Source organism: Cupriavidus sp. F041, assembly GCF_057814235.1.
Genome location: NZ_JBVASY010000002.1, coordinates 4,556,561 through 4,582,053 on the forward strand (window position 1 = coordinate 4,556,561; position 25,493 = coordinate 4,582,053).

General features: G+C 66.1%; 26 protein-coding genes, 1 pseudogene and 1 riboswitch. Of the genes and pseudogenes, 20 read left to right on the top strand and 7 right to left on the bottom strand.

Going from position 1 to position 25,493, the window contains the following annotated elements; genetic code table 11:
• The first annotated feature begins 3 nt into the window (after positions 1–3).
• From ACZY0R_RS38320 to ACZY0R_RS38345, 6 genes and pseudogenes are all read left to right on the top strand, one after another.
• Positions 4–852, top strand: coding sequence for a thiazole synthase (locus ACZY0R_RS38320; protein WP_035868400.1), 849 nt, complete (start codon positions 4–6; stop codon positions 850–852).
• Positions 849–1,991, top strand: a complete 1,143-nt coding sequence (locus ACZY0R_RS38325; protein ID WP_488865903.1) for a thiamine phosphate synthase — start codon at positions 849–851, stop codon at positions 1,989–1,991. Before ACZY0R_RS38320 ends, ACZY0R_RS38325 begins: the two co-directional genes overlap by 4 nt.
• Before the next feature lie 63 nt (positions 1,992–2,054).
• Positions 2,055–2,564: a GNAT family N-acetyltransferase gene (locus ACZY0R_RS38330; RefSeq protein WP_488865905.1), complete on the top strand. Its 510-nt coding sequence runs from the start codon at positions 2,055–2,057 to the stop codon at positions 2,562–2,564.
• A 50-nt stretch (positions 2,565–2,614) separates the two neighbouring features.
• Positions 2,615–2,800 (top strand): annotated as a pseudogene (locus tag ACZY0R_RS38335) (AAA family ATPase); the annotation flags it as partial.
• Positions 2,801–2,851: 51 nt separating this feature from the next.
• Positions 2,852–3,169, top strand: coding sequence for a hypothetical protein (locus ACZY0R_RS38340; protein ID WP_488865907.1), 318 nt, complete (start codon positions 2,852–2,854; stop codon positions 3,167–3,169).
• Between the two features lie 99 nt (positions 3,170–3,268).
• Complete coding sequence (locus tag ACZY0R_RS38345; protein WP_488866418.1) at positions 3,269–3,751, top strand: PaaI family thioesterase; 483 nt, start codon at positions 3,269–3,271, stop codon at positions 3,749–3,751.
• Positions 3,752–3,755: 4 nt separating this feature from the next.
• Here ACZY0R_RS38345 and ACZY0R_RS38350 read toward each other — a convergent pair whose 3' ends face one another.
• Positions 3,756–4,196, bottom strand: coding sequence for a PGDYG domain-containing protein (locus ACZY0R_RS38350; RefSeq protein WP_488865909.1), 441 nt, complete (start codon positions 4,194–4,196; stop codon positions 3,756–3,758).
• Positions 4,197–4,497: 301 nt separating this feature from the next.
• A complete protein-coding gene (gene thiD / locus ACZY0R_RS38355) occupies positions 4,498–5,328 on the bottom strand; it encodes a bifunctional hydroxymethylpyrimidine kinase/phosphomethylpyrimidine kinase (protein WP_488865911.1) in 831 nt (276 codons plus the stop codon).
• A gap of 73 nt (positions 5,329–5,401) precedes the next feature.
• Positions 5,402–5,482, top strand: a riboswitch (S-adenosyl-L-homocysteine riboswitch).
• 127 nt (positions 5,483–5,609) lie between these two features.
• Between thiD and ahcY the strand changes: the two genes are divergently transcribed.
• The 5 genes from ahcY (at position 5,610) to ACZY0R_RS38380 (ending at position 9,610) form a co-directional block, all read left to right on the top strand.
• Positions 5,610–7,043 (top strand): adenosylhomocysteinase, encoded by a 1,434-nt coding sequence (gene ahcY, locus ACZY0R_RS38360; protein WP_035870442.1) that lies wholly within the window; start codon positions 5,610–5,612, stop codon positions 7,041–7,043.
• 123 nt (positions 7,044–7,166) lie between these two features.
• Positions 7,167–7,520 (top strand): phage holin family protein, encoded by a 354-nt coding sequence (locus ACZY0R_RS38365; protein ID WP_488865913.1) that lies wholly within the window; start codon positions 7,167–7,169, stop codon positions 7,518–7,520.
• A gap of 62 nt (positions 7,521–7,582) precedes the next feature.
• The gene (gene metF, locus ACZY0R_RS38370; RefSeq protein WP_488865915.1) at positions 7,583–8,413 is read left to right on the top strand and encodes a methylenetetrahydrofolate reductase [NAD(P)H]; all 831 of its coding nucleotides are present in this window, start codon (positions 7,583–7,585) and stop codon (positions 8,411–8,413) included.
• A 23-nt stretch (positions 8,414–8,436) separates the two neighbouring features.
• Positions 8,437–8,796, top strand: coding sequence for a TfoX/Sxy family protein (locus tag ACZY0R_RS38375; protein ID WP_488865917.1), 360 nt, complete (start codon positions 8,437–8,439; stop codon positions 8,794–8,796).
• 55 nt (positions 8,797–8,851) lie between these two features.
• Complete coding sequence (locus tag ACZY0R_RS38380) at positions 8,852–9,610, top strand: Mut7-C RNAse domain-containing protein (protein WP_488865919.1); 759 nt, start codon at positions 8,852–8,854, stop codon at positions 9,608–9,610.
• Positions 9,611–9,904: 294 nt separating this feature from the next.
• Here the strand turns inward: ACZY0R_RS38380 and ACZY0R_RS38385 are convergent, their stop codons facing one another.
• A complete protein-coding gene (locus ACZY0R_RS38385) occupies positions 9,905–10,513 on the bottom strand; it encodes a 5-formyltetrahydrofolate cyclo-ligase (RefSeq protein WP_488865921.1) in 609 nt (202 codons plus the stop codon).
• A gap of 95 nt (positions 10,514–10,608) precedes the next feature.
• On the opposite strand from ACZY0R_RS38385, the gene ACZY0R_RS38390 reads away from it, so the two are divergent.
• The 4 genes from ACZY0R_RS38390 (at position 10,609) to ACZY0R_RS38405 (ending at position 15,845) form a co-directional block, all read left to right on the top strand.
• Positions 10,609–12,567, top strand: coding sequence for a lytic transglycosylase domain-containing protein (locus ACZY0R_RS38390; RefSeq protein WP_488865923.1), 1,959 nt, complete (start codon positions 10,609–10,611; stop codon positions 12,565–12,567).
• A gap of 96 nt (positions 12,568–12,663) precedes the next feature.
• A complete protein-coding gene (locus ACZY0R_RS38395) occupies positions 12,664–13,689 on the top strand; it encodes a complex I NDUFA9 subunit family protein (RefSeq protein WP_488865925.1) in 1,026 nt (341 codons plus the stop codon).
• A gap of 222 nt (positions 13,690–13,911) precedes the next feature.
• A complete protein-coding gene (locus tag ACZY0R_RS38400; protein ID WP_488865927.1) occupies positions 13,912–14,601 on the top strand; it encodes a glutathione S-transferase family protein in 690 nt (229 codons plus the stop codon).
• An 8-nt stretch (positions 14,602–14,609) separates the two neighbouring features.
• The gene (locus tag ACZY0R_RS38405; RefSeq protein ID WP_488865929.1) at positions 14,610–15,845 is read left to right on the top strand and encodes a multifunctional CCA addition/repair protein; all 1,236 of its coding nucleotides are present in this window, start codon (positions 14,610–14,612) and stop codon (positions 15,843–15,845) included.
• A 7-nt stretch (positions 15,846–15,852) separates the two neighbouring features.
• Here the strand turns inward: ACZY0R_RS38405 and ACZY0R_RS38410 are convergent, their stop codons facing one another.
• A complete protein-coding gene (locus ACZY0R_RS38410; RefSeq protein WP_045236157.1) occupies positions 15,853–16,047 on the bottom strand; it encodes a DUF2905 domain-containing protein in 195 nt (64 codons plus the stop codon).
• Positions 16,048–16,076: 29 nt separating this feature from the next.
• Positions 16,077–17,276, bottom strand: coding sequence for a class I SAM-dependent methyltransferase (locus ACZY0R_RS38415; protein WP_488865932.1), 1,200 nt, complete (start codon positions 17,274–17,276; stop codon positions 16,077–16,079).
• Positions 17,277–17,291: 15 nt separating this feature from the next.
• Here ACZY0R_RS38415 and ACZY0R_RS38420 point away from each other — a divergent pair, with 15 nt between their 5' ends.
• The 3 genes from ACZY0R_RS38420 (at position 17,292) to ttcA (ending at position 19,645) form a co-directional block, all read left to right on the top strand.
• On the top strand, positions 17,292–18,119 hold the full coding sequence (locus ACZY0R_RS38420; RefSeq protein ID WP_488865934.1) for an SDR family oxidoreductase: 828 nt from the start codon (positions 17,292–17,294) through the stop codon (positions 18,117–18,119).
• A 59-nt stretch (positions 18,120–18,178) separates the two neighbouring features.
• Positions 18,179–18,580, top strand: coding sequence for a dihydroneopterin aldolase (locus ACZY0R_RS38425; protein ID WP_035870426.1), 402 nt, complete (start codon positions 18,179–18,181; stop codon positions 18,578–18,580).
• A 132-nt stretch (positions 18,581–18,712) separates the two neighbouring features.
• Positions 18,713–19,645, top strand: a complete 933-nt coding sequence (gene ttcA / locus ACZY0R_RS38430; RefSeq protein WP_488865936.1) for a tRNA 2-thiocytidine(32) synthetase TtcA — start codon at positions 18,713–18,715, stop codon at positions 19,643–19,645.
• Between the two features lie 183 nt (positions 19,646–19,828).
• Here ttcA and ACZY0R_RS38435 read toward each other — a convergent pair whose 3' ends face one another.
• Positions 19,829–20,773 carry a DUF6279 family lipoprotein gene (locus ACZY0R_RS38435; protein WP_488865938.1) on the bottom strand — a complete coding sequence of 315 codons (945 nt, stop codon included), beginning with the start codon at positions 20,771–20,773 and terminating at the stop codon, positions 19,829–19,831.
• 179 nt (positions 20,774–20,952) lie between these two features.
• Between ACZY0R_RS38435 and glmU the strand changes: the two genes are divergently transcribed.
• On the top strand, positions 20,953–22,314 hold the full coding sequence (gene glmU / locus ACZY0R_RS38440; protein ID WP_488865940.1) for a bifunctional UDP-N-acetylglucosamine diphosphorylase/glucosamine-1-phosphate N-acetyltransferase GlmU: 1,362 nt from the start codon (positions 20,953–20,955) through the stop codon (positions 22,312–22,314).
• A 120-nt stretch (positions 22,315–22,434) separates the two neighbouring features.
• Positions 22,435–24,273 carry a glutamine--fructose-6-phosphate transaminase (isomerizing) gene (gene glmS, locus ACZY0R_RS38445; RefSeq protein ID WP_488865942.1) on the top strand — a complete coding sequence of 613 codons (1,839 nt, stop codon included), beginning with the start codon at positions 22,435–22,437 and terminating at the stop codon, positions 24,271–24,273.
• 870 nt (positions 24,274–25,143) lie between these two features.
• Here the strand turns inward: glmS and ACZY0R_RS38450 are convergent.
• Positions 25,144–25,479, bottom strand: coding sequence for a copper-binding protein (locus ACZY0R_RS38450; RefSeq protein ID WP_488865944.1), 336 nt, complete (start codon positions 25,477–25,479; stop codon positions 25,144–25,146).
• Between the last annotated feature and the right edge of the window lie 14 nt (positions 25,480–25,493).

Sequence of the window (25,493 nt, forward strand, 5' to 3'; positions counted from 1 at the left end):
AACATGACCCTCAATACCGCTGAATCGCGCCGCGACCTGCTTGGCGATCCCTTCGTGCTCTATGGCGAGTCATTCGCCTCGCGCCTGTTGCTGGGCACCGCGCGCTATCCGTCTCCCGCCACCTTGCAGGCCGCGGTGGAAGTGGCGAAGCCTGCCATGCTGACGGTGGCGCTGCGCCGCCAGGGCGCGGTCGGAGAAGGCGAGGGCGGCCAGGCCTTCTGGCAGATGCTCAGGTCGCTGGACGTGCCGGTACTGCCCAATACCGCCGGCTGCATGGCGCCGCAGGAAGCCATTACCACCGCCATGATGGCGCGCGAGGTGTTCGAGACCGACTGGATCAAGCTCGAGCTGGTTGGCGACGACTACACGCTGCAGCCCGATACGCTCAACCTGCCTGCCGTGGCCGAGACGCTGATCAAGGAAGGCTTCAAGGTGCTGCCGTATTGCACGGAAGATCTGGTGCTGTGCCGCCGGCTGCTTGATGTCGGCTGCCAGGCGCTGATGCCCTGGGCCGCGCCGATCGGCACCGGCAAGGGCGCGGTCAACCCGCACGCCATGCGCCTGCTGCGCGAACGGCTGCCGGATACGCCGCTGATCGTCGATGCCGGCCTTGGCCTGCCTTCGCATGCAGCCCAGGTACTGGAGTGGGGCTACGACGGCGTGCTGCTGAACACCGCCGTGGCGCAAGCCGCCTACCCGGTGAACATGGCCCGCGCTTTCGCGCTGGCCGTCGACGCCGGCCGCACCGCCTACCTGGCCGGCCCCATGCCCGAGCGCGACATTGCGCAGGCGAGCACGCCGGTGGTGGGCATGCCGTTCTGGCACGCCGAAGGCGCGGAGGACCGCGCATGACGAGCCATGGTATCCAGGCCGGCGTCGACGCCGCGCTGCAGGACGCGCTGCTGGCGCGCTACGGCGCCACTTTCGGCAGCAACGAGAAAACGTGGCGCGTATGGACGCGGGCCGCCGTGCCCGCCTCGCTCGGCGATGCCGATGTGGTGCTGTTCGACGGCGAAGCCGACGCCGGCACGCTGGCGCGCATCGGCGCCGCCGGCGCCATCGCCATCGAAAGCGATCGAGAGGGCGGGCAATGGAGCGATACCGTGCGCTCGCCGATGGGCACCTGGGTGTTCAACGCCCATGCCGACGGCGACACCGCGCACTCGCCGGCCTTCGTGGCCGTGCTGCTGGCTTGCCTGGCACTGCATTTTCCCGCGCATGACGCACTCTGCCTGGCGCGCGCATGGCAGCCCGGCTCGCAGGAATGGCCGGTGGAATTCGCGCGATTCCCACGTGTGCGCCATGCCGCGCTGGTAGCGCCGGAGTTGCGCGTCGAGCCATTCGCGCCGTGCCCGCAGTTGGGCTTGTACGCGGTGGTGCCGAGTGCCGAGTGGATCGAGCGCCTGGTGCCGCTGGCGGTGCCTACGGTGCAGTTGCGCTTCAAGTCGGACGATGCGCAGGCCGTGCGCAGTGAAATCGGACGCGCCGCGAACGCCGCGCGTGGCAGCGCGTCGCGCCTGTTTATCAACGACCACTGGCGTGCGGCTATCGACTATCACGCCAGCCACGGCAACGACAGCGCGGCCAGCGGCATCTACGGCATCCACCTCGGCCAGGAAGATCTCGACGAAGCGGACCTCGATGCGCTGCGCGCCTCCGGGCTGCGGCTTGGCGTGTCCACGCACGGCTATGCTGAGATGCTGCGCGTGGCAATGATCGGCCCGAGCTACCTGGCGCTGGGCGCGATCTTCCCGACTACCACCAAGGTGATGCCGACAGCGCCGCAGGGGCTGGGGCGCTTCCATGCGTACGTCAGGCTGATGCAGCCCGTGGTGCCTTCGCTGGTGGGCATCGGAGGCGTTGACGCGGCACGGTTGCCGCAGGTGCTGGCCGCGGGCGTGGGCAGCGCGGCGGTGGTCCGCGCGATTACCGAGGCGGCGGATGTGCCGGCCGCGGTGAGCGATCTGCTGGGAATGTTTCCGGAGGCATGAATGCCTCCGGCCCCTAGGGTGGCCAGGCGGGAACCCGGGCCTGCCACCGCCGCCATAACACCCATGCCGCCTGCAGACGTCCGCCTTGCCACCCCGGCGGACATATCCGCTCTCCCCGCCATCGAACGTGCCGCCGCCGCGCTATTCCCCGCGGTTGACCTGCCACCGGCGCTGCGCGAGCAAGTCACCCCGATCGAAGACTTCCGGCGCGCGCAGCGCGAGCGTCGCCTGTGGGTCGCCATCGCCCCCGACGGCACCCTCGCCGGCTTCGCGCTGGCCAGCGTGCATGGACATCACGCCTACCTCGACGAGATGGACGTGCATCCCATCCATGCCCGCCGCGGCTTCGGCCGCGCATTGGTGAACGCCGTAGCCGCTTCTTTCCGTCAGCAGGGCGTGCAATCGCTTGGCCTTTCCACGTTCAGCCACCTCCCGTGGAACGCACCGTTCTACGCGCGCCTCGGCTTTCGCCGGCTCGACGACGCCAGCCTCTGCCCCCGGCTGGCCGCCGCGCTGACGCACGAGGCCAGGCTTGGCCTGCGGCAACGCAATGCCATGCGCCTGGTGCTGTAGGCGCCGCACTGCGTTACGATAGCGCCGTGTCATCCACCTCGGGCAACACCGTGATCTCGTCCCGGTTCATCAGCCGCGTCAGCCTGCGGCGCGATATTGTCGACAGCTTCGAGCGCTATCCATTCAGTCTGTCGGCGGTGCGCACGCTGGATGCGATGGAGATGCATCCCAAGATCACCTTCCTGGTTGGCGAGAACGGCTCGGGCAAATCCACGCTGGTGGAGGCCATCGCCGTGCTGTGCGTGCTGCTCGATGGTGAGCCGGGCGAAGCGAAAGAGCCGACCTGAATGCTGCGCTGTCCCACGTTGGTCGCTTCCTTGTTGATGCTGCTTGTCACATTCAGTGCAGGGGATGCGCGCTGGATGGACGACGTTGGCTTTCTTGACCGCGCGTTGCAGGGCGGTGCCCTTGTCTGGATATTCCTGTTTTGCTTGCTGGCCTACATTCCGCTGCTGGTGCTGGTTGCCAGCTACGCGCTGCGCGATCTGATGGCGCTCTATCTCTATAGAAACCGGCGCGCAGTCGTCAACCTGTGCTTGTTTGTCGTGATTCCATCCATTGCGCTTTACCGCTTCAATGCGTGGTTCGTCCGGGAGATCCTGTAGGGCACAAGAGCGTGCGGTGAACGGCCAGCTCCGCGCCATGCGCATCGCGTTGGCGTTACCATTGCGGCCGGCGATGCCGTGGCCGAAGGCCGGGCCGTGATGGAATTCGCAGAACTCGAACAAGGAAACCCTGCTGTGGAAAGTCCCGCTCAGATTGTCCCGGTGGCGCCGGGCACGCCCGAGAAGCCCTACTTTGGCATCGACGTGCCGCTGATGCGCCATCTCGGCCTGCAGCCCGTGCAGATGGAAGCGGGCCTGTGCCGCACGCGCCTGCCGGTCAGCCCGTTCCTGGTCAACAGCCGGGGCGACGTACATGGCGGCACCTTGATGGCGACGCTGGATTTCACGCTCAGCGGCGCGGCGCGCTCGCATGCGCCGCTGGATACCGGCGTGATCACCATCGATATGTCCACGCACTTCCTGGCCGCCGCGCGCGGTGAACTGCACCTGGAAGCGCGCTGCATGCGGCGCGGCGCGCGCATCGCTTTTTGCGAAGGCGAAGTGAAGAATGCCGCCGGCGAAGTGGTGTGCGTGGCGCGCGCGGCGTTCAAGCTGGTGCCGCTGAGCAGCGGCGGCGACTGACGCTTCAGGCGTTGCCGCTGGCCGGACGGTAGACCTGGGCGAAGCGCGCCTGCTGGACGATGCCGTAGTCGTTCGGGGCGTACTGCATCAGCCAGTCGCCGGCCGCGCCATGCAGTACGTCGCCGCCGGTGGAGCGGGCAATGCTGAAGGCTTCGTTCATGCGTTTGGCGAGCACGACGCCCGGGATGTTCCGGTAGGCGCCGTCCTGGCCGTGCGTGCCGGCTTGCAGCGCTTCATACTTCGGGTCGAAACGCTCGCGCGATACGACCCAGCGGTCGCCGGTCGAGCCGGTGATGATGGCGTCGCCGGGCTGGTAGCGGTTGGGGCCTTCGAGGCTGACGAGTTCGCCGGGTTCCTTGGCGAAGGCTACCTGGACGACTTCGTGTTTTTGGTAGAGGGCGGCGGCGGGGTCGGTGCGCAGGTCGATGTGGGTCAGGGTGGGCATGGTGCGATAAGGGCCTGAAAGCTCAAAGTCAAAGTCAAAGGCAGTTTCACCCCCCTGCGGGGGGCGACCTACTTTCCTGTCTTGCCAAGAAAGTAGGCAAAGAAGGCGCGCCGGATGGGGCGACATCCCCTCGTGGTCAGGCAAAAAAGAGCGGCCGGGGGCCAAACTCACATCGCCGTAGGGCGATGCTCAAACATGGCCCCCTCTTTTCCGCTCTTTTTCACCTGACCACGAGGCGCCCCATACGGCCTCTAACACCGTCACGGCTCGCTTCGCTTCGCATGGGGGGGCTGCTCGCGTTTCACCCCAGTACCCGCGGCGCAAAGCCGTGGTTCAGCGGCCCGTTGCCCGTCCCAAGCTCAAAGTCGGCGCCCGCCACGATCGCATCGGCCACAAAATCCAGCGCCACTTCCACCGCATCTTCCAGTGTATCGCCGCGCGCGAGTTGCGCCGCGATGGCCGCCGCCAGCGTGCAGCCGGTGCCATGCAGGTTGCGGGTGTCCACGCGTGGATGGGAGAACACGCGCACAGTGCCGTCGGCGCTCAGCAGCAGGTCGTCCAGGCCGGCATCTTCCGGATCCAGGTGCCCGCCCTTGAGCAGCACCGCCGGGCAGCCCAGCGCGGCCAGGTCGCGTGCCGCCTGCTCCATTTCGTCGCGCCGGGTGATCTTGCGGCCCAGCAGATAGGACGCTTCCGGCAGGTTGGGCGTGACCAGCGCGGCGCGCGGGAACAGCAGGCCGACCATGGCCCGGGTGGTGGCGTCGTCCGCCAGCGTGGCCCCGGAGGTGGAAATCATCACGGGGTCCACCACCAGCCGGTGGATGCCGTGGCGGTCCAGCGCGGCGGCTACGGCTTCGACGATGGCCGCCGTGCCCAACATGCCGGTCTTGGCCGCATCCACCCCGATATCGCTGGCCACCGCGTCGATCTGCGCTGCCACCATGTCGGCCGGGATCGCGTGCACGCCGGTCACGCCCAGGGTGTTCTGGGCGGTGATGGCGGTGATCGCGCTCATGCCGAAGCAGCCCAGCGCGGCAAAGGTCTTGAGATCGGCCTGGATGCCGGCGCCGCCGCCCGAGTCGGAGCCGGCGATGGTCAGGGTGCGCGGGGGGCGGTGTGTCGTCTGGGTCATGTATCGGACGGGCGGCAAATAAAAAACGTGTTGGCGGCAATGCGCGGCGCCTTTTGGCAGGCTACAATACCGCCACTCCGAGGAGCGTTGCAACGAATGGACCCCATTGTGCCATTCGCCAGGCTCGGACTGTCTTCAACGGCGCTCGCTGATCCGTGGCACATACACGGAGGCGAGTCGACCTATCCGCCCGTTATGCAAAGTGGCTTTTTCCGCCACGGCATGGCGCGGCCGTATCCCCCGCACTTGCCCTTCGTCGCCACTCTTCATCGGAGTGAAACATGAACGCAGTGACTGACCTCAAGAACGACTACCTGGTGGCCGACATCAACCTCGCAGGCTGGGGCCGCAAGGAAATCGCCATCGCCGAGACCGAGATGCCCGGCCTGATGGCCATCCGTGACGAGTTCGCCGCCGCCCAGCCCCTGAAGGGCGCGCGCATCGCCGGCTCGCTGCACATGACTATCCAGACCGCCGTGCTGATCGAGACGCTGGCCGCGCTCGGCGCCGATGTGCGCTGGGCTTCGTGCAACATCTTCTCGACCCAGGACCACGCTGCCGCGGCCATCGCCGCCTCGGGCACGCCGGTGTTCGCCTTCAAGGGCGAATCGCTGAAGGAATACTGGGACTTCACCCACCGCATCTTCGACTGGGCGGATGGCGGCACCCCCAACATGATCCTGGACGACGGCGGCGATGCCACGCTGCTGCTGCACCTGGGCGCCCGCGCCGAGAAGGACGCATCGCTGATCGCCAAGCCGGGCAGCGAGGAAGAAACCTTCCTGTTCGCCGCGATCAAGGAAAAGCTGGCCAAGGATCCGTCCTGGTACAGCCGCAACCTGGACGCCATCAAGGGCGTGACCGAGGAAACCACCACCGGCGTGCACCGCCTGTACCAGATGGCGCAAAAGGGCGAACTCAAGTTCCCCGCCATCAACGTCAACGACTCGGTGACCAAGAGCAAGTTCGACAACCTGTATGGCTGCCGTGAATCGCTGGTGGACGGCATCAAGCGCGCCACCGACGTGATGATCGCCGGCAAGGTCGCGCTGGTGGCAGGCTACGGCGACGTGGGCAAGGGCAGCGCGCAGGCACTGCGCGCCCTGTCGGCCCAGGTGTGGGTGACCGAAGTCGACCCGATCTGCGCACTGCAGGCCGCGATGGAAGGCTACCGCGTGGTGACCATGGAATACGCTGCCGACAAGGCCGACATCTTCGTCACCTGCACCGGCAACTACCACGTCATCACGCATGACCACATGGCCAAGATGAAGGACCAGGCCATCGTCTGCAACATCGGCCACTTCGACAACGAGATCGACATCGCCTCGCTGGAAAAGTACGAGTGGGACGAGATCAAGCCGCAGGTCGACCACGTGGTGTTCCCCGCGGTTGGCGATCAACCCAGCAAGAAGATCATCATCCTGGCCAAGGGCCGCCTGGTGAACCTGGGCTGCGGCACGGGCCACCCGTCGTACGTGATGAGCAGCTCGTTCGCCAACCAGACCATCGCCCAGATCGAACTGTGGCAGGAACGCGATAGCGGCAAGTACCCGGTCGGCGTCTACACGCTGCCCAAGCATCTGGACGAGAAGGTCGCGCGCCTGCAGCTGAAGAAGCTCAACGCGCAACTGTCCGAGCTGACCGAGCAGCAGGCAGCCTATATCGGCGTGAAGAAGGAAGGCCCGTACAAGGCCGATCACTACCGCTATTGATCCGCTGATCAGCAGATCAGCTTTTGATCTGCCTCTGACCGATCCCCGGATCGTCAACCCGCGGCGTGCCCACGCCGCGGGTGTCCTGCCCAGAATCCGTTTCACCCAAGCGAAGGAGTCGTCATGAGACTGTTGGCCGTCTGGATCATCAATTCCGCCGCGCTGTTCCTGGTGGGTAGCCTGATCGATGGGATTCATCTTGGCGGCTTCGGCTCGGCCATGATTGCCGCGCTGGTGCTCGGCCTGGTGAACACCTTGATCCGCCCGATCCTGGTGATCCTCACCTTGCCGGTGACGCTGCTGACGCTTGGCCTGTTTATCTTCGTGATCAACGCGCTGCTGTTCCTGTTCGTGGGCAAGCTGCTGGCCGGTTTCGTGGTCACCGGCTTTGGCGCGGCCTTGCTAGGCTCGATCCTCTACAGCGTGATCTCCTGGGCGCTGTCCAGCCTGCTGCTGGGCGAGCGCCGCAGTGCCTGACGCCTGCTGGCGTCCCATGCCAATTTTTCAGCGCGCCGCGCCATAGGCGGCGCGCCACCATCATGCAAGACCGCTACTACAGCTTCGAATTCTTCCCGCCCAAGACGGCGGAGGGCGCCGAGAAGCTGCGCAACACGCGTGCGCAACTCGCTCCGCTGCATCCCAAGTTCATCTCGGTGACGTTCGGCGCCGGCGGCACCACCCAGCAGGGCACGCTGGATGCCGTGCTGGAAATCCAGCGCGAGGGCATCGAGGCCGCGCCGCACCTGTCGTGCGTGGGTTCCTCGCGCGAGAGCATCCGCGATATCCTCAAGACCTATCGCGATGGCGGCATCCGCCATATCGTGGCGCTGCGCGGCGACATGCCATCGGGCATGGGCGAGATCGGCGAGTTCCGCTTTGCCAATGAGCTGGTGGAATTCATCCGCGCCGAGACCGGGGACTGGTTCAATATCGAAGTGGCGGCCTATCCCGAGTACCACCCGCAGGCCAAGTCGCCGCGCCACGATCTCGAGAATTTCGTGCGCAAGGTCAAGGCCGGCGCCGACTCCGCCATCACCCAGTACTTCTTCAACGCCGACGCATACTTCCGCTTCGTCGACGACGTGCGCGCCATGGGCGTGGAAGTGCCGATCGTGCCGGGCATCATGCCGATCACCAATTCCTCGCAGCTGATGCGCTTCTCCGAGATGTGCGGCGCCGAAGTGCCGCGCTGGGTGGCCAAGCGGCTGGAAGGCTTTGGCGACGACCGCGAATCGATCCGCGCCTTTGGCCTGGACGTGGTCACCGCGCTGTGCGAGCGTTTGCTGGCGGCCGGCGTACCGGGGCTGCATTTCTATACGCTCAACACGGCCAGCGCGACCAAGGCGATCTGGCAGCGCCTGAAGCTCTAAGGTATCTCTCAGCGCCAGACGCGATGCCACGCCGCCCCGATCCCTTCATCGACCATCTGCTCGAACTGATGGGGCCGCTGGCAGCGCGCATCGGGCCGATCACCTCGCGCCGCATGTTCGGCGGCCATGCCTTGTACTACGACGGCCTGGTGTTCGCGCTGGTCCTGGGCGGGCGTTGCTTCCTGAAAGTCGACGACAAGACGCGCGCGCGTTTCGAGGCCGATGGCGGCGAGCCGTTCCGCTACAACCGTGCCGGGCGCGAGATCGCCATGCTTCACTACCTGAGCGCGCCGCCGGCCTGCCTGGAGTCGGCCGAGGCCATGACGGCCTGGGCGCGGCTGTCGGTGGAATCCACCCTGCGGCTGGCCAACCAGGCCGGCTGAACGCCGGACCGGAACCTGTTCCGGCGCCCGGCCGCGCGGTGGCATACTTTGGCTCATGGCCACCGCCGTCACCGCTACGTTTCGTTTCTACGAGGAACTGAACGACTTCCTGCCGCGTGCGCAGCGCGGGCTGGACTGCGTTTGCGCCTGCGCGCGCGCCGCTACCGTCAAGCACATGATCGAGGCGCTGGGGGTACCGCACACCGAGGTCGAGCTGATCCTGGTGAACGGCGAATCATGTGGATTCGAGCGCCCGCTGCAGGATGGCGACCGCGTGTCCGTTTATCCCAAGTTCGAAGCCTTCGACGTCACACCGCTGCTGCGCGTGCGCGGCGAGCCGCTACGCACCACGCGCTTCGTTGCCGACGCCCATCTGGGCGGGCTGGCCCACCTGCTGCGGCTGACCGGCTTCGACACCCTCTACGACAACCATTTCGCCGATAGCGAGATCGAGGCCATCGCCATGCGCGAGGGACGCATCGTGCTCACGCGCGACCGCGAGCTGCTCAAGCGCCGCGGCGTCACCCACGGCTGCTATGTGCGGGCCATCAAGGCCACGCCGCAGTTGCGCGAGATCTTCGCGCGGCTGGACCTGGCCCGCAGCGCGCGGCCGTTCTCGCTGTGCCTGGATTGCAATGTGCCGCTGCGGTCGATCGGCAAGGCCGAGGTGGATGGCCGCGTGCCGGAGGGCGTGTTTGCGCGGCAGGAGCGGTTCGTGACTTGCGGGTGCTGTCAGAGGGTGTTTTGGGAGGGGTCGCATTGGCGGCATATGAGGGATTTGGTGGATGAGTTGGTGCCTGCGGGGCGGATTTAGTTGGTGGCTAGTTTGTTTGATCGGCGATGGCCTTTGGACCCAAGAGCCTTACAACATCCCTCTGCTGGGTTGGTCGCTGTTTCTTTGATCGGCGATCGGCGATGGCATCTTGCACCCAAGAACGTACGACATCCCCCTGCGGGGGCTGCCGGTCACTCTTCTTTGCGTCGGCGCCGATCAAAGAAACAGCGACCAACCCCACAGGGGGGATGTCGTATGGCCCGTTGGGCGCAAGAGCCACCGCCGCTCAAAGAAACCGCGACCACCCCCACAATAAGACACATCCCAAATCCCTCAAAACACCCCCCCCTCACTAACCACCCAATCCATCGGCAAATCATGCTCCTGCGGCTCCAACGCAATCCGGCAGGCCTCATGCCCGATGCCGATCGCAACCGGCGCGTTCCCGCCGGCAGCCAGCGCCGCCAACGTGCGGTCATAGAACCCGCCCCCATAGCCCAGGCGGAACTTATTCGCGCTGAAACCGACACATGGAATCAGCAGGGCGTCTGGCAGCAAGGGCGGTGTGCCGTCGGGCACGGGAATGCCGTAATGCCCGGCAATCATCGGCGTAGCCGGCTCCCACAGGTGGAAATCCAGCGGCGCGCCCGGCCGGCTTACCACCGGCAGGGCCGCTTGCCGCCCGGGGGCGCTGGCCAACCAGCGCGAGACCACGGCACGGGCGTCGAATTCTTGCTGGATTGGCCAGTAGAAGCCCAGGCGATGCACGGGCAGGCGCTCCAGCAGTGCGCTCAGCGTGGCTTCGATGCCGGCATCTGCGGCGCTGCGCTGTGGCAATGCGCCGCGCAGCGCCAGCAGCTGGCGGCGCAGCGCCGCTCGCTGCACGCCGGGATCAGGCTTTTCGGGCTCGCCGGAGGGGCCGCGAACGTCGTCGCTTGGCATGGCTGCGTGGGATAATGTCTGCGATTGACCAAACATTGCACGGCCGGATAGGCGCCCCCGAAGGGCTTGCCCGACCGTCACAACAAGGAAGAAGAATGCCGAAGGGAGTATATCCGCAGCGTGCGGCCAAGGCCGCCCTGGCGGCAATCGCGTGCGCACTGCTCGCCACGCCGGTATTTGCGCAGAAGAAGCCCCAGCCCCAGCCGCAACCGCAACCGCAGTCGCTCACTATCCCGAGCAACCCCGACGACGCTTTCGTCGCGCTTCGCGAAGCCGCCCGCAAGAACGACGTGGTCCGTGCCGACGCCATCTCGGCCACCCTGGTGGACTACCCGATCTCGTCCTACGTCGAGTACTTCCGCATCAAGCCGCAGATGTTCGACGCCAGCGGCCTGGCCAGTATCGACGCCCCCGACGACCAGGTGCGCGCTTTCCTGCAGCGCTACAAGGGCGAAGCCATTGCCGACCGCATGCGCAATGACTGGCTGCTGGTGCTGGGCAAGAAGCGCGACTGGGCCAATTTCGACGTCGAATACCCGCAGTTCGTGCTCAAGGACGATACGCAGGTCGAGTGCTATGCGCTGTTGTCGCGTGCGCTCAAGGGCCAGAACGTGGCGGCGGATGCACGCCCCGCGCTGAGCGATCCGAGGTACTACGGCGAAGGCTGTGTCGACCTGATCGGCTACCTGGCGCAAAGCCGCCAGATCGAGCCCAGCGACGTGGCCTTCCAGGCGCGCCAGGCGCTCGAGCAGAACTATGTGACGCTGGCCGCGCGCATCGCCGCCACCGCGCCCGAAACGCGCGGCGACAGCAACACGCTTGCCACCGTGGTCAAGATGGCGCGCAACGATCCCGCCCAGGCCGCGGCCTACCTGAGCGCCAACGCCGGCAGCCTGTCGCGCGACGAGCAGGGCGCCGGCTGGGGCGTGGTCGGCCAGTTCGCGGCCAAGAAGCTGGCGCCCGAAGCCGCCGGCTACTACCGCCGCCAGATCGACCAGGGCGGCAACCAGTGGCTGTCCGACGAAACCCAGGAGTGGCGCGTGCGCGCCGCGCTGCGCCAGGGCGACTGGAAGCAGGTGCGCCAGGCGGTAGAACTGATGCGCCCCGAACTGCGCGCCAAGGATCCGGCCTGGACCTACTGGTACGGCCGCGCGCTCAAGGCGGATAACCGCGGCGCCGAGGCCGAGAAGCAGTTCCAGTCGATTGCCGGCCAGTTCAACTTCTACGGCCAGCTGGCCAGCGAGGAACTGGGCAATCGCATCGTGCTGCCGGCCCGCACCCAGGTCAGCGATGCCGAGGTCAACGCCATGCGCACCCGCCCGGGCTTCCTGCGGGCGCAGAAGTTCTACGATCTCAACCTGCGCTTCGAGGGCAACCGCGAGTGGAACTGGGAGCTGCGCGGCATGACTGACCGCCAGCTGCTGGCCGCCGCCGACTACGCCCGCCGCATCGAGCTGCTGGACCGCGCCGTCAACACCGCAGACCGCACCCAGGCCGAGCACGACTTCTCGCTGCGCTTCCTGATGCCGTACCGCGACATCATGCAGCGTGCCACCGACGAAGTGGGCCTGGACATGGCATGGGCCTACGGCCTGGTGCGCCAGGAATCGCGCTTCATCATGAACGCGCGCTCCTCGGCGGGCGCCCACGGGCTGATGCAGGTGATGCCGGCCACCGCCAAGTGGGTCGCACGCAAGATCGGCATGTCGGACTTCTCGCCGTCGATGATGAGCGATCCCAATGTCAACATCATGCTTGGCACCAACTACATGAGCATGGTCTTTACCGACCTGGACAGCTCCTGGACGCTGGCATCGGCCGCCTACAACGCGGGTCCCGGCCGACCCAAGAGCTGGCGCTCCAGCCTGCAGCGCCAGGTCGAGGGCGCGATCTTCGCCGAGACCATTCCTTTTTCGGAGACCCGGACCTACGTCAAGAATGTGCTGTCCAACGCCACGTACTATGCTGCATTGATGAGCGGCCGGCCGCAGTCGCTCAAGGATCGCCTGGGCACGGTGGCACCGTCGCAGGTCACCACTACCAGCCTGCCCTGAGCCTTTGGGGGCGCGCGGTCTGCCGGCCAATGCGGTTGCCGGTGCGTTCACCAGCCCTGGGGAACGCGCCAGTCATGCCTTGCCACGGAGAAATCCATGCAGATCAGCAATGTTCTAGTGATCGGAGGGGCCGGCTTCGTCGGCAGTCATCTGGTAGCCCGGCTGGCAGGCGTTGCCACCGCGTCGGCCACGCCGCTGGAGCCCGGCACCGTCTTGGAGCCGCCCCTCGACCCCGAACGCATCGTGGCCGCCACCCGTGACGCCGAGCACGCGCAGCACCTGCTGCTGCTGCCACGGGTGGAGGTGACCGAACTGGACGTGAGAAACGATGTCGCGCTGGACGCGGCCATCGGCACGCTCGGCACCGAGGGCATCGTGGTCAACCTGATCGGGATTCTCCACGGCGAACGCGCCGAACCCTACGGCGAGGCTTTCGCCTTTGCGCATGTGGAGGTGCCGCGGCGCATCGTGGAATCCTGCAGGCGCACCGGTGTCCGCAGGCTGTTGCACATGAGCGCGCTGGGCGCCGACAGCTCGGGCCCGTCGATGTACCTGCGCAGCAAGGGCGACGGCGAGCGCGTCGTGCGCGACAGCGGCCTGGACTGGACCATTTTCCGGCCGTCCGTGATCTTCGGCCCCGACGATCATTTCCTCAATCTCTTCGCCCAGATGCAGCAACTGGCGCCGGTGGTGCCGCTGGCCTGCGCGCAGGCGAAATTCCAGCCGGTGTACGTGGAGGACGTGGCGCAGGCCTTCGTCAACGCCATGGCCGCGCCGGCCACTATCGGCCGCGCCTACGACCTGGCGGGGCCGCAGGTCTACACGCTGGAAGAACTGGTGCGCTATGCCGGCCGCGCCAGCGGCCACCCGCGCCCGGTCCTGCATCTGCCTGACGCGCTCGCGCGCGTGCAGGCGGCCATGCTGGAACATATGCCGGGGGAGCCGGTGATGTCGCGCGACAACCTCGACTCCATGCGGCTCGACAACGTCATGCACGGGCCGATCGCGCCCGAGCTTGGCCTGCGCCAGCCGGTGGGGCTCGAGGTGGTGATGACCGACGTGCTGGCGGGCCGTGGGCACGAAAGCTATATGCAGGTTCTGCGGCGTAGCGTGTATCGCTGAGCCATCAGCCGCCCGGCGCAGCCGGGCGCAGGTTGACCAGGCACCCGGCCAGGCCGCCCGCTTGTGACCTGGATTCACATCGCTGCGAGCCTAATTCGCTTTGAGGGGCTCGGCGCGGCTGGCTACAATGGTTCGTTCGCCGGCGCGTTGTCCCGCCCGCCCCATCGCGTGGCGGTTTGCCCCTGCCTCACTCTCCCCCATGTTTCCTGCAAGGATTTCGCGATGAAACTCGTCATCGGCAACAAGAACTACTCGTCCTGGTCGCTGCGCCCCTGGTTGCTGATGCAGCATGCCGGCATCGCCTTCGAGGAAATCAAGGTGCGCCTGTTCGCGCCGGGGTTTGAGGAAGCCATCGCGCAGCACTCGCCCACGGGCAAGGTGCCGGTGCTGGTCGATGGCGACATCACCGTGTGGGATACGCTGTCGATCGCCGAATACCTGGCCGAATCCTACCCCGAGAAGCAGCTGTGGCCGGCCGACCGCGCGCAGCGGGCATACGCGCGCTCGATCTGCGCCGAGATGCATTCGGGTTTCGGCGACCTGCGCAGCCAGTTGCCGATGAACGTCACCGCGGTGCTGCCGGGCCGCGGCTGGAACGTGGCGGTGCAGCGCGATGTCAGCCGCATCGCCACGATCTGGTCCGAGCTGCGCGCGCGCCATGCCGCCGACGGTCCGTTCCTGTTCGGCACCTTCACCATCGCCGATGCGTACTTCGCGCCGGTGGTCAGCCGCTTTGCCACCTATGGCATCCACCTGCCCGATGCCGCCAAGCAGTACGCGGACTTCATTCTCGCGCTGCCGGCCATGCAGGCCTGGATCGCCGATGCGCGCGAAGAGCGCGATTTCCTGGCCTCCGACGAACCCTACCGGCTGACCCCCGATCGCGCCGACGCGATCGTGATCAACCATTGAGCATGTCCATGCAGGTGTATGCCGTAGGCGGTGCCATCCGCGACGCCCTGCTGGGCCAGCCCAGCCAGGACCGCGACTACGTCGTGGTGGGCGCGACCCCGGCCGAGATGGAAGCCGCCGGCTACAAGCCGGTGGGCAAGGATTTCCCGGTCTTTCTCCATCCCCGGACCAGGGAGGAGTACGCGCTCGCCCGCACCGAGCGCAAGACCGCGGCGGGTTACAAGGGCTTTGCCTTCTACTGCTCGCCGGACGTGACGCTGGAAGACGACCTGGCGCGGCGCGACCTCACCATCAACGCCATGGCGCAGGCGGTGGACGACGACGGCGCGCTCGCCGGCCCCGTGATCGATCCCTACGGCGGACAGCGCGACCTTGCCGCGCGGCAGTTCCGTCATGTATCGGACGCCTTTGCCGAAGATCCGGTGCGGATCCTGCGCGTGGCGCGCTTTGCCGCGCGTTTCATCGATTTCACCGTGGCGCCCGAGACGCTGGTGCTGATGCGGCGGATGGTGGAGGCGGGCGAGGTCGACGCGCTGGTGGCCGAGCGCGTCTGGCAGGAACTCGCGCGCGGCCTGATGGAGGCGCGGCCCTCGCGCACGTTCGAGGTGCTGCGCGAATGCGGCGCGCTGGCGCGCCTGCTGCCCGAGCTGGACCGGCTGTGGGGCGTGCCGCAGCGCGCCGATTACCATCCCGAGGTGGATACCGGCGTGCACGTGATGATGGTGGTGGATACCGCCGCCGCGATGGGAGGCTCGCTGGCGGTGCGCTTTGCCGCGTTGATGCATGACCTGGGCAAAGGCACTACGCCGGATGATGTGTTGCCGCGCCATCTCGGGCATGAGCAGCGCAGCGTGGAATTGCTCGAAGCCGTCTGCAAGCGCCTGCGCGTGCCGACCGACTGCCGCGATCTGGCGGTGGTGGTGGCGCGTGAGCACGGCAATATCCATCGTTCGGAGGCGTTCGGCGCGGCGGCATTGACGCGCCTGCTGGAGCGTTGCGATGCGCTGCGCAAGCCGGGGCGTTTTGCGCAGGCGCTGCAGGCATGCGAGGCCGACGCGCGCGGGCGGCTCGGGTTCGAGGACCGGGAGTATCCGCAGACGGCGCGGTTATTGATGGCCCTGGAGGCGGCGGCTTCGGTGGATGCGGGGGCGGTGGCGCGCGAATGCGCTGACAACGTCAGCCTGATCAAGGATCGCGTGCACGCGGCGCGGGTGGCGGCGGTGGCGGCGCGGCTGGGAGAGTAGGGGGCCGCTACAGCAGCTTCCCTACCAGCAACGCCACCATCGACAACAAGATCGTCGAAGCAAACGGCAACACAAATTCCCGTCCGAACAGCCGGAACCGCAGATCTCCCGGCAGCCGGCCCAGCCCCAGCTTTTGCAGCCACGGCAGCGCCGCCGATAGCACGATAACGGCCAGGAAGATGGTGAAAGTCCAGCGCAGCATGTTGACGTGCCTGAGGTGAAGTGTCCGGACTATAGCGCGTGGCTGCGGTCGCCGCGCGCGAATCCCGCCAGCGGCAGCGCCGCATCGAAGTCGCGGGTCAGCGCGATGACCTTGAACAGTTCGCCCATTTCGGCCTCGGACAACAGCTTTTGCACCGCATTGGCCGCAGGCAGGAAATTGCGCGTGTCGTTGGGGTCCAGCGCCATCAGCAACTCGGTGATGCCGGCATTCATCAGGAAGCGCGCCTGCGAGGCGAAGCCGGCGACGGTCAGCCCGGCATCGGCGGCGGCGTGGGCGATACCGCTGAAGTTGACGTGGGCGGTGATGTCCTGCAGGCCGGGGTAGAGGAAGGGATCCGGGTGGGCGTGATGGCGGTAGTGGCACATCAGCGTGCCGCCGACCCGCTGCGGATGATAATACTCCGCGGCGGGAAAACCGTAGTCGATCAGGAATACCGCGCCACGCGTCAGCATCGTACCTACCGCCCGCATGAAGCCTTCCGCCTCGGCGTGGGTTTCGGTGACGATGTCGTGGTCGCCGGGCACGGCGTGCAGCGCTTCGGGCAGGGCGTCGGCCGCTACCGGGCGGTCGGAAAAGACAAAGGCGGCGTCCGTTTCATCGGCATCGTCGTCCCGGCGGGCTACGCCGCGCTCCAGCCAGCGGCCATGGCTGCGGGCAAACAGCCGCACCGGCATGGCATCGAGCACTTCATTGCCGACGACGATCCCTTCGAAATGTCCGGGCAGCGTATCCAGCCAGCTCACGCGCGGCGCCAGGTGCGGGGCGCGTTCGGCCAGCATGGCCTGCTGGCGCGCGCGCAGCTCGCCGGACAGTTCGACGATGGCATAGCGCTCAGGCAACTGGCCCTCCTGCTCCAGCGCGAGCAACAGGTCGGCGGCGAGCCGGCCGGTGCCCGCGCCGAATTCCAGCAACTGCGACAGGCCCTGCGCCAGCAGCGGCGCGAACTGGCGTGCGAGCGTGCGGGCGAAGAACGGGCTCAGTTCGGGGGCGGTGATGAAGTCGCTGCCGTCGCGCGCGTCGCGGCCGAACTTGGCGGCGCCGCCGCTGTAGTAGCCCAGGCCGGGCGCATATAGCGCAAGCGCCATATAACGGTCGAAACCGAGCCAGCCGCCTGCGTCGTCGATGGCCTGGCCGATGTGCGCGGTCAGCGCGGCGGACGCCGAGAGTGCGTCCGCGGGGGGAAGGGGTAAACTAACGCCTTTGTGCATACCGCGATTGTAGCAATGCCAGCCTCCGAATCTCCTGACTCCGCATCGCCTGCCGGCGCCACCGCCGCCGCAGCCTCCGCTACCCCCGCGCGCGGCGTTGCGCTCGTGACCGGCGCCGCGCGCCGGCTCGGGCGCGTGATCGCGCTGGAACTGGCCGCCCGCGGCTGGGACGTGGCGGTCCACTGCCACCGCTCGCTGGCCGAGGCCGAGGCGCTGGCCGGGCAGATCCGCGCCGGCGGCCGCCGGGCGGCGGTGCTGCAGGCTGACCTGGCCGACGAGGCGTCCACAGCCAGACTGATCGCTGCCTGCAGCGAAGCGCTTGGCGTGCCGACCTGCCTGGTCAACAATGCCTCGCTGTTCCAATATGACGTGGCGACCAGTTTTTCCTATGCCTCGCTCGACACGCATATGCGCACCAATGTGGCCGCGCCGCTGCTGCTGGCGCGCGAAATGCATCGGGCGCTGTCGGACAAGCGGCGCGGCGTGGTGATCAACCTGCTCGACCAGAAGCTGGACAACCTCAATCCGGACTTCCTGTCGTACACGCTGTCCAAGGCGGCGCTGCAGACCGCCACGGTACAACTGGCCCAGGCCCTGGCGCCGAAGTTGCGCGTGGTGGGCGTGGCGCCGGGTATCACCATGGTTTCGGGCGACCAGTCGAGCCCCGGCTTCAAGCGCGCCCACCGCATGACGCCGCTGGGCCAGTCGTCCACTCCCGAGGACATCGCGCAGGCCGTGGCCTACCTGGCCGAGGCGCGCGCCGTGACCGGCACCACGCTTTACGTCGACGGCGGCCAGCACCTGATGCCGCTCGCGCGCGACGTGATGTTCCTGACTGAATGACGTATCCGGCGCGCGTCCCAGACCGTGCGCCTTTTCCTACTTTTTCTCCTCTCTCCATCATGACCATGCTCGCCGCCCTCACACACCCCAGCCTGCAGGACTGCCGCCGCATGTTCCTGCGCAATTACGAAGTGCAGATCAATATCGGCGTGCACGAATTCGAGAAAAAAGGCGAGCAGCGCGTGCTGATCAATATCGACCTGTTCGTGCCGCTGGCCCAGAGCACGCCGCACGACGACAAGCTGCAGGAAGTGGTGGACTATGACTTCATGCGCAACACCGTGGCCGAGCGCATGGCGCAAGGCCACGTCCACTTGCAGGAAACGCTGTGCGACGACGTGGCGCGCGCCATGCTCAAGCACCCCAAGGTGCGCGCCGTGCGCGTATCGACCGAAAAGCCAGACGTCTACCCGGACTGCGATTCCGTCGGCGTCGAGGTTTTCCATATCAAGAGCGAGTAAGCCGGCCGGCGCGGGGAGGCCGGCCACGGTAAAATACCCGGTTGTCCGGCCCCGGCAGCCTGCATGTGATGCAGCTGCCGCACTGCGCGCCGCTTCGCCCCTTTGCTTTGTTGTCCCCGTCGCCCTATTGCCATGACCGCCACCACGCATTCCAAGAACTTCTTCCGCCTGGAGACCTATCTCCAGTCGCAGACGGGCCGTGCCATCGGCGATTTCAAGATGATCGAGGATGGCGACACGGTGTTGGTATGCCTGTCTGGCGGCAAGGACTCGTACACCATGCTGTCGGTGCTGATGGCGCTGCAGAAGCGCGCGCCGGTCAAGTTCAAGCTGATCGCGATGAACCTTGACCAGAAGCAGCCGGGCTTCCCCGCGCATATCCTGCCCGCCTACCTGAAATCGGTGGGGGTGGAATATGTGATCGTCGACGCGGATACCTATTCCATCGTCAAGGAGAAGGTGCCCGAGGGCAAGACCACCTGCTCGCTGTGCTCGCGGCTGCGCCGTGGCGTGATCTATCGCACCGCCAAGGAACTGGGCGCCAACAAGATCGCGCTGGGCCACCACCGCGACGACATCATCCAGACCTTTTTCCTGAACCTGTTCTTCGGCGGCAAGATGAAGGCGATGCCGCCCAAGCTGGCCACCGACGACGGCCAGCATATCGTGATCCGTCCGCTGGCCTATTGCCCGGAAAAGGACATCGCCGCCTACGCGCGCGCCATGGAGTACCCCATTATTCCGTGCAATCTGTGCGGTTCGCAGGAGAACCTGCAGCGCAAGAAGGTCAAGGAGATGCTGGTCGAGTGGGAGCGTCAGAATCCGGGCCGCACCGACAATATCTTTGCCGCGCTGCGTAGCGTGGTGCCTTCGCATCTGGCAGATACGGATTTGTTTGACTTCAATGGGCTGGCTACCGGGTTGGCGAAGGTGGATGAGGCTGCGCTGTTTGGCGAGACCACCTTTTCGCAGCAGCCGTTGGTTTTTGCTGGCGGGATGGAGGAGAACAAGTTGGAGTTTGTTAGGTTTGAGAGGGGGGTGGCGGGTGGGGCTGTTGTTGAGTGAGGGTTTGTTGTTGGTTGCAACTGCAACTGCAACTGCAACTGCTTAACGTCAACGTCAAAGGCTTAAAGTCAAAGGCGGTTTCACCACCCCTGCGGGGGGCGAAACCGCCTTTGACTTTAGGCCTTTGAAGTTGAAGTTGAAGTTAAGCAGTTAACGAGTTACACAAAACGGCACCCCCCAAAATCAATTCTCCGCCCGAGCCGGCCGAGGCGCAGCCACGGTATTGCCCCCATCACGCATCAACGCATTCGCATCATCAATCCATTTCTGAAACCGCTCCACCGCATGTGCCTTCTGCTCCGGCGTCGTCAGGTTGGCAATAGTGACAGTCAGCGCCAGGCCAGCCTCGTTATTGGCGTCATGACGCGCATTGCGCTCCCTGGTCGGCGGGTTCTGCCAGTGATCGCCATAGCGCTTGAGCATCTCGACCACCTGGGCCTTGGGCGGATGTTCGGCCTGCACCTGCCGCGCCAGCGCCAGCCATTCCTGCTGGCGCTTGAGGCGTTCGGCGTAGCGCGCGTCGGCGCCTTGCACCACGGGAGCCATGGCGCGCCGGATGGTGGCTTCCTGGTCACTTGAAAAGCGTCCGTAGACCAGCCGCGCGTAGTCCATTATCTTGTCGAAGCGGGCCTCTTCGCGCGCCGCCGGGTCCGGGCGCAGGTATTCCTTGCGGTACTTGGCGTTGGCATCGGCGAATTTTTTCTCCATGCGGGCAATCTGGTCCGGGGTCAGCGTCAGCAACAGGTCGGCCACGTCGGGGGTGGAGCGGTCAAACGCTACGCGCGCCAGCCGCTGGGCGTCGTCCTGGATCTTGCCCACTGCCGCGGCGGATACCGGTTGCTGCACTTCGCTTTTGGCCTGCCGCAGCAATCCGGCGATCTCGGGCAACTGGTCCTTGCGGTGCCAGGCAAAGAAGCGGGCGATGGCATCGCGCGTCAGCGGTTCCTGGCTGGCGGTGACGTCGACGTAGTTGTCGATCCACCAGTAGGCCAGCCGGTCGCCCTGCTGGTAGCCCAGTTTCATGGCGCTGCAGGCCGTCAGGGCGACCACTGCCGTGGCCAGCAAGAGACGCCGCACCCGCTCCCCGCGCAGGTGGGGAAACGTCGTCAAACGGCGTAAAACGCCCATGATAGAATCCTTTTCCGCGCGTTTGGGTGCCTGTTCGCGCCCGCCATTCCGGATCGCCGCAGGCGTTACCTCTCGCACCGGGGCTGGGGCCAGGACCCTGGCCGACGCTACTCCTCCCTGGCCATCGCGGGGGAGCGCTTCAAACGGGTTTTTGGACACACTCACTTAGGACCCTCCTTGTGAATATCGTCATTCTCGCTGCAGGCATGGGCAAACGGATGAACTCCGCGTTGCCCAAGGTACTGCATCCTCTCGCTGGCCGGCCATTGCTCGCGCATGTGATTGATACGGCACGTAAATTGTTGCCGACGCGGCTTGTAGTGGTGGTGGGACACGGCGCCGATCGCGTGCGCGAAGCCGTTGGCGCGGAAGACGTCGCCTTCGCCCTGCAGGCCGAGCAGCTGGGAACCGGTCACGCCGTGGCGCAGGCGCTGCCGCTGCTCGATGACAGCCAGCCCACGCTGGTGCTTTATGGCGACGTGCCGCTGACCGAGCCGTCCACGCTGCAGCGCCTGGTGGCCGAGGCCGGCAACGGGCGCTTCGGCATCCTGACCGTAGAGATGGATGATCCCGCCGGCTACGGCCGAATCGTGCGCGAAGACGGCCGCATCGTGCGCATCGTCGAGCAAAAGGATGCCAGCGAACAACAGCGCGCCATCCGTGAGATCAATACCGGCATCATCCTGGCGCCCACTGGCCACCTGCGCCGCTGGCTGTCCACGTTGCGCAACGACAACGCCCAGGGCGAGTATTACCTTACCGATATCGTCGAGCGCGCGGTCGCGGACGGCGTCGAGGTGGTCTCGGCACAGCCCGCCGCGCTGTGGGAAACGCTTGGCGTCAACAGCAAGGTGCAACTCGCCGAGCTCGAGCGTATACACCAGCGCAGCCTGGCGCAGCGCCTGCTGGAAGCCGGCGTGACGCTGCTGGATCCGGCGCGGATCGATATCCGCGGTGAACTCACCTGCGGGCGTGACGTCACGATCGATGTCAATTGCGTGTTCGAAGGGCGCGTGCACCTCGAAGACGGCGCGCATATCGGCGCCAACTGCGTGATTCGCAACAGCACCGTGGGTGCCGGCGCACGGGTGCAACCGTTCTGTCATTTCGAGGACGCCAGCGTCGGCGCGGAAGGCCGCATCGGCCCGTACGCGCGCCTGCGCCCCGGCACGGTGCTGGCCGAGGACGTGCATATCGGCAACTTCGTCGAGGTCAAGAACAGCCAGATCGCGGCGCACAGCAAGGCCAATCACCTTGCCTACGTGGGCGACGCCACAGTTGGCTCGCGCGTCAATATTGGCGCTGGCACCATCACCTGCAACTATGATGGGGCCAACAAGTACCGCACCGTGATCGAGGACGATGTCTTTATCGGCTCCGATACGCAGCTGGTCGCCCCGGTGACCGTGCGCCGCGGAGCCACCATTGGCGCCGGCACCACGCTGACCAAGGAAGCGGCGGCGGACAAGCTGACGCTGTCGCGCGCCAAGCAAATGACCATCGATGCCTGGCAGCGGCCGGTCAAGCAAGCAAAAAAATGAGTCCCGCCGCCGACCTGCCCGGATAAGGGCGGGCGGCACGGGCAATCCTCGGGCGACGGCACCGCCGTCCTCGCAGCAATCATCCGGTGCGGCCATGTCCGCACCCCGTGGGAGAAGAATATGTGCGGCATCGTCGGCGCGGTTTCCTCGCGCAATATCGTTCCGGTCCTGATCGAAGGCCTGCGTCGCCTCGAATACCGCGGCTATGACTCTTGCGGCGTGGCAGTCGTGCGCGATGGCGCGCTCGAACGCGCCCGCACGGTGTCGCGCGTGGCCGACCTGGACGAGCAGACCCGCGCGTCCGGCCTGTCCGGCCTGACCGGCGTGGCGCACACGCGCTGGGCCACGCACGGCAAGCCCGACACCACCAATGCTCACCCGCACTTCTCGGGCGAAACCATCGCACTGGTGCACAACGGCATCATTGAGAACTACGAGCCGCTGCGCGAAGAGCTGCGCGCCGCCGGCTACGGTTTCGAGTCGCAGACCGATACCGAGGTGGTCGCCCACCTGATCCACCAGGTCTACACATATCCTAGCAGCGCCACGCGCGGCGATCTGTTCGCCTCGGTGCGCGCGGTGACCAAGCGCTTGCACGGCGCTTACGCCATTGCCGTGTTCTCCAAGGATCACCCTGAGCGCGTGGTCGGCGCCCGCGCCGGTTCGCCGCTGGTGGTGGCGCTGGGCGACAACGAGTCGTTCCTGGCTTCCGACGCGCTGGCCGTGGCGGGCACCGCCAACCACATCATCTATCTGGAAGAAGGCGACGTGGTGGAGATCACCCGCGAGGGGGCCACGATCCACGACGTGCACGACCACCTGGTCGAGCGGGAGGTGCGCGTGGTCGAAACCCACGCCACTGCCGTGGAACTGGGCCCGTACCGCCACTTCATGCAAAAGGAGATCTTCGAGCAGCCGCGCGCGCTCGGCGACACGCTGGAAGGCATCGAAGCCATCACGCCGGAACTCTTCGGCGCGAATGCGCAAAGCGTGTTCAGCGAGATCGACAGCGTGCTGATCCTGGCCTGCGGTACCAGCTACTACTCGGGCTGCACCGCCAAGTACTGGCTCGAATCCGTCGCCAAGATCCCGACCCAGGTCGAGGTGGCGAGCGAGTACCGCTACCGCGAGACCGTGCCGAACCCGCGCGCGCTGGTCGTGGTGATCTCGCAGTCCGGCGAAACCGCCGACACCATGGCCGCGCTGCGCCATGCCAAGTCGCTGGGCCACACCCACACGCTGGCGGTGTGCAACGTCGCCACCAGCGCCATGGTGCGCGAGACCGAGCTGCGCTTCCTCACCCGCGCCGGCACCGAGATCGGCGTGGCCTCGACCAAGGCCTTCACCACCCAGCTCGCCGCGCTGTACATGCTGACGCTGGCGCTGGCCAAGGTGCGCGGCAAGCTCACGGCCGAGGCCGAGGCCGCCGCGCTGGCCAACCTGCGCCACCTGCCTGTGGCGCTGCACGGCGTGCTGGCGCTGGAGCCGCAGATCATCTCCTGGTCTGAAGACTTCGCGCGCCGCGAGAACGCGCTGTTCCTGGGCCGTGGCCTGCATTACCCGATTGCCCTCGAAGGCGCGCTCAAGCTCAAGGAAATCTCCTACATCCACGCCGAGGCTTATCCCGCCGGCGAACTCAAGCACGGCCCGCTGGCGCTGGTGACCGAGGCCATGCCCGTGGTCACGGTGGCGCCCAACGACGCCCTGCTGGAAAAGCTCAAGTCCAACATCCAGGAAGTGCGCGCCCGTGGCGGCCGGTTGTATGTGTTCGCCGACAGCGACACCCACATCCAGTCCACCGATGGCATCCAGGTGATCCGCCTGCCCGAGCATTACGGCGACCTCTCGCCGATCCTGCACGTGGTGCCGCTGCAACTGCTGGCCTACCACACGGCCTGCGCGCGCGGCACCGACGTGGACAAGCCGCGCAACCTGGCCAAGTCGGTCACGGTGGAGTAAGGGAGGTAAGTCGCGCCGCCCGGCGGCATGGTAGCAACTCTAATTTGTTGTTGCGACGCCGGCGGCAAGTAGTTGCGGCACTCTGTTGACGCCACCGTCCTGCACGTAGAACTGCCCTCGTCAAGGGGCAGGCATGCAGCCGTAGCCTCTGCGAGGGACCAGAGCGAGCCACAGTTTGGGGTGGACCGCCACGCGCGTGTGGTCACAGAAGCCCCCTCCGCGCCAATGAGCGCCGCCACTTGCAGGACTACAGAGCGGACCGATGGATTACGCGTGCTATCGAAACGGTCGGAAAGACAGGCCAGGACACCCTCGGCAGGCAGGCGTAGCCATGCTGCGCGCAGCTCGTCATCCAGCTGCCATCGTGTCACGGTGTAGTCCAAGAGTAAATCAGGCGACTGCTGGACTTGCTTCAAGGTCGGGGCTGGGTACAGGTCGGCCTGGTCGACATCTTCTTCAGGCTGGCTCGCTTCGCCGTCGTCGTCGTAGAAGTCGTCGTGCAGCAGGAAGTTCGCCCACCCATGCCTCTTTGCCAGGTTGAACTACTCGAGCGGACGAAGCGAGCGGCTCATCAGCCGGACGTGGCATTGTTGGCAGACCAGGTACGGCTCATCTGGGTCGTCCGCCCGCTCCTCTAGCGAGGAAGGGCGTCGCTCGCACGCCCGGCAGGGTACTGTCATGGTGGGGCAACTCAGCGGCAAGCCTGGTGTGTCCACGATTCCTTATAGGTAGCCACAATACCTCCGTGCGATTGATATTGAGGCCATCGTACCTTATTCCTCATGCTCATTTTCAGCTCCATCAATCAACGCACCTGGACGGATAGTGGAAGCCCTTCACCAGCAACAGGCGCTCGGAATCTACTCAGACTCACTTCGACTCGATGTCCGTCACAGTAGCCATTCCGTTGACTTTGTCAAAGGTTGCATGGACCTTGTCGCCTACCTTGAGCTTGGCAAGGCTCGCCTTATCCTTCACAGGAAAGGTCATTGTCATGGCCGACATCCCGAGGTTCTCTATGGGGCCGTGCTTGAGGGTAACTTTCCCATTCATCGTGTCCACCTTCCGGACTTCAGCGTCGACAGGCTTCGGTGTGACCATGGGCGCCGGTTGCTTCATGTTCATGCCAGCCATGTCATCGGCCGCATAGACCGGGAGAGTGAATGTTGCACATACGGCAGCGAGCGCAATCAGGGTGCGTTTCATGGGGAACTCCTACT